At 38.7% G+C, this 10845-nt stretch carries 5 protein-coding genes; all 5 read right to left on the bottom strand.

Annotation, left to right across the window (positions count from 1 at the left end; all coding sequences use genetic code 11):
* Nucleotides 1–16 precede the first annotated feature (16 nt).
* Nucleotides 17–871, bottom strand: coding sequence for a 16S rRNA (cytidine(1402)-2'-O)-methyltransferase (rsmI, locus tag CA730_RS07880; protein ID WP_096665970.1), 855 nt, complete (start codon nucleotides 869–871; stop codon nucleotides 17–19).
* A gap of 705 nt (nucleotides 872–1576) precedes the next feature.
* Complete coding sequence (locus tag CA730_RS07875) at nucleotides 1577–3856, bottom strand: caspase family protein (protein WP_096671364.1); 2280 nt, start codon at nucleotides 3854–3856, stop codon at nucleotides 1577–1579.
* Nucleotides 3857–4326: 470 nt separating this feature from the next.
* Nucleotides 4327–4689, bottom strand: a complete 363-nt coding sequence (locus CA730_RS07870; RefSeq protein WP_096665967.1) for a four helix bundle protein — start codon at nucleotides 4687–4689, stop codon at nucleotides 4327–4329.
* Between the two features lie 142 nt (nucleotides 4690–4831).
* Entirely contained in the window at nucleotides 4832–7885 is a 3054-nt protein-coding gene (locus CA730_RS07865; protein ID WP_096665964.1) for a CHAT domain-containing protein, read from the bottom strand.
* Nucleotides 7886–8620: 735 nt separating this feature from the next.
* Nucleotides 8621–10816: a S8 family peptidase gene (locus tag CA730_RS07860; RefSeq protein WP_096665961.1), complete on the bottom strand. Its 2196-nt coding sequence runs from the start codon at nucleotides 10814–10816 to the stop codon at nucleotides 8621–8623.
* Nucleotides 10817–10845: the final 29 nt, after the last annotated feature.

The following is a 10845-nucleotide window of genomic DNA, read 5'->3' as shown; positions in this document are numbered from 1 at the left end:
ATCATCGTTTCTATACTTAGCTGCTAAGTTCAATTGTCAAAGCTAGTTGATAGAGATAGCGACGAGATAAACCCGTATCCTTTGCTATCTCACGACTAGCTTGAGAACGAGAAATACCTTGTTTAATCATTGATAATAGTTCGTTTTTTAATTCGGTTTCTGTGAGTTGAGGTTTACTAGGTGGATTTCCAGCTACTAAAAGAGTATATTCTCCTTGGGGTTCTTTGTCTTGGTAATGGGTAATCCCCTCGGCAATTGTTCCCCTCCAAAATTCCTCATATAATTTCGTCAGTTCTCGTGCTATAACTAGAGAGCGATCGCTTCCCAAGATTGCTCCCAAATCGGCTAAGGTATCTCGTAATCTGTGAGGTGATTCATAGAAAGCCAAAGTTCGGGATTCACCTTGCAAAGACTCCAAATATTTCTGGCGTTGTTGACTTTTAACCGGTAAAAAACCATCAAAAATAAACCTATCTGTGGGTAATCCAGCCGCGCTCAAAGCCGTAATTACAGCACTTGCACCGGGAATAGGCACAACAGTGATCCCATTATCAATACAAGCCTTAATTAACTCATATCCTGGGTCAGAAATTCCTGGCATTCCCGCATCACTTACCAATGCGATCGCTTTTCCATATTGTAAATACTCTAATAGTTCAGGAACACGACTATGACTATTATGTTCATGGTAACTAATTTGGGGAGTTTTCACTTGAAAATGTTGTAACAATCTGCCTGTGTGGCGTGTATCTTCTGCCGCAATCATATCCACGGCTTGTAAAATTCGCACCGCCCTAAAAGTCATATCTTCTAGATTACCGATGGGTGTGGCAACAATATAAAGTGTTCCTGGTTTTGGTTCAGTTTGCATATTAGTTTGAACACGGATTAAACGGATGAAAGGATTTCATAGATTAGATGATTTTTGAGATAATTTAATCTGTGAAATCTGTAAGTTCTTGGAAAGAAGTTAGAGGATGTTTAAGAAGTGGTATTTCGTAATTTTTATCACATTGTTACCCCCCTTTATAAGGGCTAATCCAAGTCCCCCAAGATCGCCCAAGATAACCAGGATTTCTCACAAAGAAAAGAAAAAAGGGGTCAAAAACTGCGAAAATGTATATGTAAAAAGCATTTCAGCAATTATAAAATATGACCCCAGTAAGAACAGATTGTATACCAAAACAGTTCACTTTTAACCCACCTTCCGCACCCCCAGGTGTCACAATCGGTAATTTCGGATTTTTGAATACCTCAAAGAATAATTTTTATACAAAACCCTGGAAGTTTTAGATAGCTATCAGGAACCAAACCGGATTCCTATATCAAATAAACTTCCTTTGTTTTACTCTTTATGAACAATTTTTTTCGTTTGTGAGAAATCCGGGCTTTGGCTTTGCCCAAAATATTGTATACACTTGTGCTAAATTCTCTTAGCTGTTCTAATGGCATTGTCAATCTGATAACTCTTTTACATTTATCAGCATTGAACATTTTGCGGTCAGTTTTACATCACTGACCGCTTTTTTTCCCCAATTCTTTATCCAAAAATCGGGGATTATGGGGATTACGTTTTTCAACCCCTCAAAACTTCAAAAGCGATCGCCATTGCTGCCAGTTTACTCGTATCAATACCACGAACATTATCTGGGAGTTCGGTTGTTGCCCTGTCAGCGCTGTTACGAGTACCTGCATCTAAATCATTGAGTAAATTATCTGTCACCTCTAACAGATCATCATTAACATTCATCGGACCTTTATTCAGACCGCTGCGTTTGGCAATTGTTTGTAATACTTTTAGGGAAGTTTGCAAAGGTGTGGTACTAGCAATAACAAGTGCTTCGGCAACGCCCAAGGGTTCACCAATGGTAAGTTTAAAGCCATCAAGACCAGCTTGAGGAATTACTAATTTTTGTTTTGGCTTGATCAATGCTGCTGTTTCTGAAGCTGACCAATCATTAGGATAAATAATCGTCATTGTTCCTTCAGCATCAATCACTAAAATACTCACGTAGAGATGACTAGATTCATTATTTTCTATTTGGAAAGCAATTTGTGTTCCTACGGTTAATTGAGGTATCCCTAACTCAGAAAACCTGACAGGTGATACTGGTACGGTTGGGTTTGAATCTACGGGAACTTTCTTAACACCACGAATAGCAAAAGTTTCAGCAATGATTTTTTGGCTATTAGCAATATTCATGGAAACAGTCACATTTAGCCGTGATGAATTGGTATTACCTAATACCTGCTTAATAATTCGTGCTGCCAGCAGGGATTTAAATTTCGGTTTTAATCTGGTTATTGCTTCTTGGATAGTTTCTGTAGTTTCACCAAAAGAAGCAGGGAGAATCGCATCTTGGCTGGGTAAAAATAAGCCTAAACTACCTACTTGGGGAAGATTTTTGATTCTATTTTTTTGTAATTCTTGTAATTCTGCATACTTGGCTTGAGTCATACGCCCAAAAATGTACTGTACTTCAGAAATGCCTAATCGCTTAGGTTCAATACGATTAACTGCTTGCAGAAATTTGATTGCTTGCTGGGCATTGTTATTATCAAAAGATTGATCAATACCAATTTTTAAAGTTAGGTTGTTGGGAATGCTACGGATGCGTTCTTGTAATAATGTTCCAGGTTGTATCTGTAAATTCTGCTTTGTGGAAAGTAGTTTCCCTTGGCCAATCAATCCTTGTCGTGACTCTAGTTTCACTAATCCTCGTTGACTACCTTGACTATCTAAAGCCGTAAAAATAGCGCCTTTTTTAAATGCTTCTAGAGTTTGTGAATCTAGTCCACCTAACCATAATTGTACTTGGTTGTTTTCGACCTTAGTGATTACAGCTTCGGCTGAGATTGCTTGTTGGGGTGTAAAATAAATGGGTGTGTTGGTGTTTTCTTGGGTCAGATTCGATTCTACTTGTGGATTTTGATAGTTTCCTTGCTGATAAGCCAAAGCTGCTGTACTTCGACCAACATTGACGATCGCATTATTGATAGATTGATTATTGGTTTGTTGCCATAAATACTGGGTTAAAGCATAAGTAAAAGCACCTGCATGGAAGTCACTAAAATTCATATCAGCAGCCCATTGATCCCGTTTGGCACTAGCAATAACAACTCCCTTAGCTACTGATTTTTTGCTAAGTTCAATAAACTTTTCTGGTGATAGATTCAAACGTCCTAACCATTGTTTCTGATAATTAAGTTCTACTGAACTAGGTTTAAGCCCTTCACCACCAGAACGCGATCGCACCCGCAAATTTCCCCTTGTTCCACCACCAGAATGACAAGAATCTAATACTACAGTCACATTTTCTGTTTTCAAGGCAGACATAAGTAAAAATAAAGTGCGTCCCATAATATCTGATACCACACCACCAGTAATTCGATATGCTTCTGGTAGTTTGCTATCTATAGGAACTAAAGTGCTATTGAGTCCATCTGGTTGATCTCGATCTGGATCTATGACTCTTGAACCATGTCCAGAAAAGTGAAATACTACTACATCTCCTGGTTTTGCTTGGTTAATCAAATGTTCTTCAAAAGCTGTGAGGATACCTTTACGAGTAGCTTGTTGATCTGTCAATGTGAGGATATCTTGAGGGTTAAAACCAAAGCGGTGAATTAATAACTCTTGTTGTAATTGGACATCAGTTACACAACCTTTTAAAGCTCCAATTGTTCCAGAATATTGATTAATTCCCACCAGTAAAGCTAGTTTACGAGATGTATTTTGAGCCAGAACTTGACCATATCGGTCTCCCTGGTGCATTATATCTAATTGGCTGATACCGACTGTTGCTAAGGTAGAACCAGCTAATTGCAGAAAATGACGGCGTTTGATATTTGACATGATGTTTTTCTCGTTATTGTGATTGGTAATTGGTAATTGGTAATTGGTGATTGGTAATTGGTAATTGGTAATTGGTGATAGGATGTTTGAAAAGTTTTTAATGTATAAATAAACCCCTCTCCAAACCTCTCCAGTATTAAATGTTATTCCTTTTCCCTCTCCTTTTAGGAGAGGGTTAGGGAGAGGCTTTGAAACCCCCATTCCAACTAACAAAAGTTTTTCCGCTTCCCTCCCCTACAAGGGGAGGGTCAGGGAGGGGTAGGGAAGGGGGGAAGGGGGGTTAGGTTTCTAGAGATTATCGGTTTCATCTAATACTTTTCAAACAACCTCTGATGGGTGATTGGTAATTTGTGTTAATTGTTGTCTTTAGTTTTGCCAAGAAAATTTACAGCAGTTTCCGTTATTATGAGGTACAGATGTTAATGATAAAACCTTTGTAGCACAGGCATCTTGCCTGTTCATAGTGTACCTCATGACACTGGGAAGTGCTGTAAGTAGGCGTTTAGTTTTGGGGAAAGTTCATCTATTAATGGTTTGAGAATGTTAACTTGTTCTATTGTTAATAATTTGCGAACATAAGCTAACCTCATCCAATGAATTGTTTCATTTAAAGAACTTCTAGCAATTCTGATAAACCGTTTATTATCTTGAAAATTATAGCGTCCCCTTCCTTCTGCTATATTTGCTCCAATACTATCTGCTGCACGCACCATTTGTCTACCAACTGTATCTTTAGAAAAGCTATCCCATTGCATAACTATTCTCCAAATTTCATTTGCTAATTTCTCCGACAACCTATAAACTTGCAATTTCTCAAAATCTGGTCTACCCATATATAGCAATCCTAATTGATCCGTGAGATTTAAACAAGCCTCAAATGCTTATAAAACAGAGATTTTTATCTGCGTATTTTCTCACAATTGAGGTAGAATTGCTATATCTTATCCCTACCAATCACCAATTACCAATTACCCTTTATTCAACCTCACCAATTAAAGTAAAAGCAGCCCAATGGTAAGGACTTTGATAATTTTTATGTTTCATTGTTGTTAACATCGCTTGTCTTAATGCCGTACCTTTATCAAGTTTTTGTTCCATATTTTTATAAAACTCCGTCATCAAAAACGATGTAGAATCATCACCAACAGCCCATAAAGAAACTACAATACTAGGAATACCAGCACTAATTAAAGAACGGGATAAACCAATCACACCATCACCTTTAATATCTCCTTGTCCCGTATCACAAGCACTAAGAACTATCAATTCAGCATTCAGTTTTAAATCCAGAATTTCCCCTGATGTTAAAAAACCATTATCTTCACCACTGGGAGCAAATGCGATCGCACCTGGTACACCAAATCCTTTAAAATCATCAATGAAGCCATGAGTGGCAAAATGAATAATTCTGGCTGTGGGCATTTTTTGGACAATAGCTGTTTTAGTAGCTTTATTACCTGTCATCGCTTGAGTTTTCAACAATTCGGCAATTTTTACCGCTTCCCGTTCTGCACCAGGGAGAGGTGATTCTTGTTCATTGGTGATAGGATTTTTTGGCATAGTAGGATTACCGACTACTAATATTTCCCTACCAACTCCTGATTTTTTAAGGGCGTTTTTTCGCTTGTGGGTTAAATCTAAAACCTGAATAGATGGAGCAGTGAGAATAGTATGTTTTTCAATTAAATATTTACCTTTTTCATCTTGCAGTGCGGGGAAAGGAACAAGAAATAATTGACTTTGAGGGATGAAAACAACTCTTTCAGTATCTTTCTTAGGTAAAAGATCCGCAATAGGTGTAATTAGTAATTCATGGAGTCTTTGAAATCTTCCTTTGACTGGGGCAGCATTAGGATCTACACTAACTACAATACCCCCTCTCCTTGTCACACCAATAGATTCACGACTATTATCAACGAGTTTTGCTAGAGTGGTATTTTCTTTTTGCCACAGGGGTTTTAAATCAGATTTACGAAAAGTAATTTCACCTGTGGGTTTAATCACCCAGATATAAAGTTCTGATTCTTTGGTTTGTTCTTTACCATCAATTTTGAATGTATCAGGGATAATAGAATATTGAACGAGGGTAGCATTTTGTTGTTTGGCAATTTTTTGTAATAAGGAAATAGTGGGTTTATCAACAGCAGGTTGTGAGGTTTGACTGGTATTTGTGTTAGATAGGCGTGAAGTCAATAACTCCACAAAAGCCCTAGCACGTCCCCGTTCAGAAATTTCTAAAGCTTCATGAGTTTTATTCTGAGTAATGAGGACTTTTTGTAATAAACGGTAAGTGCGAGCTTGTTCTTCAAAAATAGAGACTTTGTAGCTATCATTGTTCCCTAATTTTCCTCTGATAGATTCCCATACTTCAATGCCAGTATAGAGAGTTGTTTCTGCTTGTGGGAGGTTGCCAGATTCATAGAAAGCTAATCCTAGATTATTTAAACTTCTTCCTTCTCCTTGGATGTCTTTGATTTCACGGGCAATGGCTAAACTAGAGGTGAGGTATTCAATGGCTTTCGTGTATTCTCCCAGTGCAGTGTAAGCAAGTCCCAGATTAGCTAGAGATTGACCCTCACCTCTACGGTCTTTGATTTCACGGGTAATGGCTAAACGGGAGGTGTGGTATTCAATGGCTTTGGTGTAATCTCCCAGTGCATAGTCAACACCTCCCAGATTACCTAGAGCATTACCCTCACCTAAACGGTCTTTGATTTCACGAGCAATGGCTAAACTGGAGGAGTAATATTCAATGGCTTTGGTATATTGTCCCAGTGCATTGTAAGCACTTCCCAGATTACCTAGAACAATACCCTCACCTAAACGGTCTTTGATTTCACGGGCAATGAGTAAACGGGAGGAATAGTATTCAATGGCTTTGGTGTATTCTCCCAGTGCATTGTAAGCACTTCCCAGATTACCTAGAGCAGTACCCTCACCTCTACGGTCTTTAATTTCACGGGCAATGACTAAACTGGAGGTGTGGTATTCAATGGCTTTCGTGTAATCTCCCAGTGCATGGTAAACACTTCCCAGATTACCTAGAGATTGACCCTCACCTCTACGGTCTTTGACTTCACGGGCAATAGCTAAACTGGAGGTGTAGTATTCAATGGCTTTGTCGTATTCTTCCAGTGCATTGTAAGCATTTCCCAGATTACCTAGAGCAGCACCCTCACCATAACGGTTTTTGATTTGACGATAAATGATCAATGCTTGTTGCAAAGACTGTAATGCTGCTGTAAATTGACTGGTTTGATTCTGTTCAACACCTTGCTGTAATAGTCTATCTGCTGCTGCTTTACGACGGTCATTTTGAGTTTGAGCAAACTGTAGAGCTTCCTGAGCAATTTTCTCCAACTCTTGATTATTGATTTCCTTGGCAATTGCTAAAGCTTGTTTGAAAGATGCGATCGCATTAGCTTTATCTCCCAGTTTAAGGTAAGCTTCACCTTGAAGACCTAAAGCACGTGCCTCACCATAACGGTTTTTGATTTGCCGATAAATAATCAATGCTTGTTGCAAAGACTGTAATGCTGCTGTAAATTGACTGGTTTGATACTGCTCAAAACCTTGCTGTAATAGTCTATCTGCTGCTGCTTTACGAGGGTCATTTTCGGTTTGAGCAAACTGTAGACGTTCCTGAGCAATTTTCTCCAACTCTTGATTATTGATTTCCTTGGCAATTGCTAAAGCTTGTTTGAAAGATGCGATCGCATTAGCTTTATCTCCCAGTTTAAGGTAAGCTTCACCTTGAAAACCTAAAGCAAGTACCTCACCATAACGGTTTTTGATTTCACGATAAATAATTAATGCTTGTTGCCAAGACTGCAAAGCTGCTGCAAATTGACTGTTATTATCTTGCTCAATACCTTGCTGAAATAGTCTATCTGCTTCTGCTCTCCGCGCTGCTGGTGTTTGTGCAAATACCTGTGATACCTGGAATAACACTGGTAAATTAACCGCAGGTTGTAAAACCGTCAAAATCAAAGTGGTAAATGCAATTAACCGAATTTTACGATAAGACATAGATTTTATACTAATTCCTGAGAGAGTAAACAGAATTGAGCCGATGCCTTGAAAACATATATCTCTCATTTACTGGAGGATATGCAAAATCAAATTATTCTTATCATTTTCAGATGGAATTTTTCAAATATTGATCTTACTAACCCCTTCATAAGTTGCTTGAATATCAGATTTTTTTCGGTGGGAGATATAATTGAAATTACTTTGATTAGGAGAACTTGTACTCCTAGTAATACAGCACTTTCCGATGTCATGAGGTACAAGAACCCCACCCCCAACCCCCTCCCCGCAAGCGATGAGGGGGCGATGATGTACCTCATAATAAAGGAATAAACTGTATCACAAATGCGACCAGATTAAGTTTCATAAAAATCCCTTTTAACTGAGATAGAGTAGATTTGATTCAGAACTTACGCAAAATATCTCTTAAACCCTCTTTCCTTTGTGTCCTTCGTGGTTCATTCTTTCGTAACTTTTGCATAAGTCCTATGATTTTTGAACTACTTTGAAAAAAGTAATAAGATTTTTGTAGGTTGGGCTTACCGTGGGGACACCCAACAAACCCCTGTAAATGTTGGGTTTCGTTCCTGAACCCAACCTACGTTGTTTCGTTATTTTGGGCTTAACCGAAAAGTATTGAATAGGGAATGGTGAGAAATAAATAATTACCAATTACCAATTACCAATTACCAATTACCAATCACCAATCACCCATCACCCATCACCAATCACCCATCACCGTCTCCTTTTAACAGCTTGCACTGCCGCATCAGCATTCACAAGTCCTTTACCAAAGAAATATTGTTGTTCTTTCACAGATGCGGGAATTTCTCCCTCACTGCGTTGTAAACGATAAAGTTCGGCATCTTGTCGAGAAATAGTCAGTCCTTGATAACTAGCTGTAGATTTCAAAATACTCACCAATCTTTCCCTACTAATTCCTTTATTTTCCCCCTTCATTAAAGCCACAACTCCCGCTACTGTTGGTGAAGCAAAAGATGTTCCTTCTACCCACCAATATTTACCTTTGCCATCAACTACAGCAGACCAACGACTGCTAGGATTAGGTATACCTTGCCAAAAGGCATTTAAAGACGTTCCTCCTGTGGTGGGAATGCCACCTAATAATCCCGGTGTATTTAAATCCCCTCCTGGTGCTACTAAATCTAATCCTCCACCATAATTACTGTAGGATGCACGATTACCTGTAATATTGGTTGCACCAACGGATATAACTCCTGGATAAGCAGCAGGAAATGTGACTCTGTTCCTGTTTTCATTACCAGCAGCAGCGACAATGACTAATTTCGGGTTCGCTTTGAGAACATCTGCGATCGCCTCTTCTTCTCCCGGACTTGGTAAAAGACTACCTAAACTGAGATTAATGATATCTGCACCCCTGTCTGCTGCATAACCAATAGCTTCAATGTAAGCAGCAGGACTATAACTACCATTCAACCCAAATAACCGGACTGGTAAAATCTGCGCGTTGGGTGCTACTCCTAACACTCCTTCACCATTTTGGGGTTTGGCAGCGATCGCACCACTGACATAAGTACCATGAAATTCTCCACCGACTTTATAAGTCCGAAAAACATAACGCAGAACGTTAGCAATTTGCTCTAAAGAATAATCGGGATTTTTGCGTTTTATCTCTAATGCTTCTGTAGAATATTGCTGCACTAATTTAGCATCAGATAATTGAAAAGTATCCTGAAATGTTGACCCCAAAATTGCCAATTCTGTGGGACTAATCCGAGTATCAGCATCACCGTTTTTACAAGGATCTAAACTATTACTGCTAGAGGAAAAATCCCAACCGTGAACTTCTCCTGGACATTTATCAGCAGCTTTAACGGTGTAAATATTATTGATCAAATCAGGATGATCCCACTGAATTAAACTATCTAAAACTGCCACAACTACACCACGTCCACCGTTACTGCGTTTCCAAGCATCTGTCACCCGGACATCTGTACGAGTTACGGCTGATTTTTTACGGACATTTATGGGTTTCTGTAAACAAGTTTGTAGGGACTTCCAACTTGATATTTTTTCTTGCAAACATTGTTGTAAAGGTCTACTATCTAAATGCCAAGCTAATCCTAATAAATTACTTTTTGGTGTACTTCTTGCAGCAATACTTCTAGATTGAGAACTGTTTTGAGATGGGTTGCTTCGATTGGTATTTTCTGGTTTTGTTGTCTGTAACCAATCTCCAGTTCTCTGCATATTTGTGATTTGTTTGGTAGCAGTTTCTAGATTGTGGTTAGTCAAAGATTGGATAAAATTAGGTGTAGCAGATGTTACTCCTTTGACGCTATTAAGTTGATTAGATACACTGAGAATTTTTGTACCAGAGGCACTTGTGGATTTTACGAGATAGCGATCGCGGTTAAAGCGTAGGGGACGGACAATTTCCAGATTGTTTTGTTGTAAAATTGCTTGTCTCTGACTTTGGGAAAGTTGCGATTGAAAGCTGAGGATAATTTCGTTAGGTACAACAATGATTTCTTGATGTTCGTTGCGGGTAAGAACTGGTAAAGTAGTTTGTACATAAGGCTGTTGTTGAATGCGTTGCTGTAAAACAACTTCAGCATTTTGGATGTCTTTAGGCAAATTTATCAGAGCGTAATTTTCACCTAAAGGAGTGACTTTTGGTGGTGTAGTGCTACGAATCCCGCTTTGTAAGTCTTGTTGAAGTTGCAGGTATAAAGGAGGAGCGGACAGACTACGGGTTCTACTGAGTTGTTTAAAAGAAACAGCGATCGCATCCTGTCTTTGATTTAATAGTATGCGTTGTCCTTTATAAAGGTAAAATAAATCACCATTTTCTTGAGTTTGTGCAATTGCTTGTGGTGGGATGGGAAATATACCCATGCTGGATAAAATAAAGGTGGTGAGGAAAATGCTAGATGTAATGCGTTTCATAAGTGTTTACTTTAATTTTGAGTTTTTGT

Origin of the sequence: Dolichospermum compactum NIES-806 (assembly GCF_002368115.1) — a bacterium.
GTDB classification, from domain to species: domain Bacteria; phylum Cyanobacteriota; class Cyanobacteriia; order Cyanobacteriales; family Nostocaceae; genus Dolichospermum; species Dolichospermum compactum.
The sequence above is the reverse complement of the archived record's forward strand: the minus strand, read 5'-3'. Positions and strand labels throughout refer to the sequence as shown.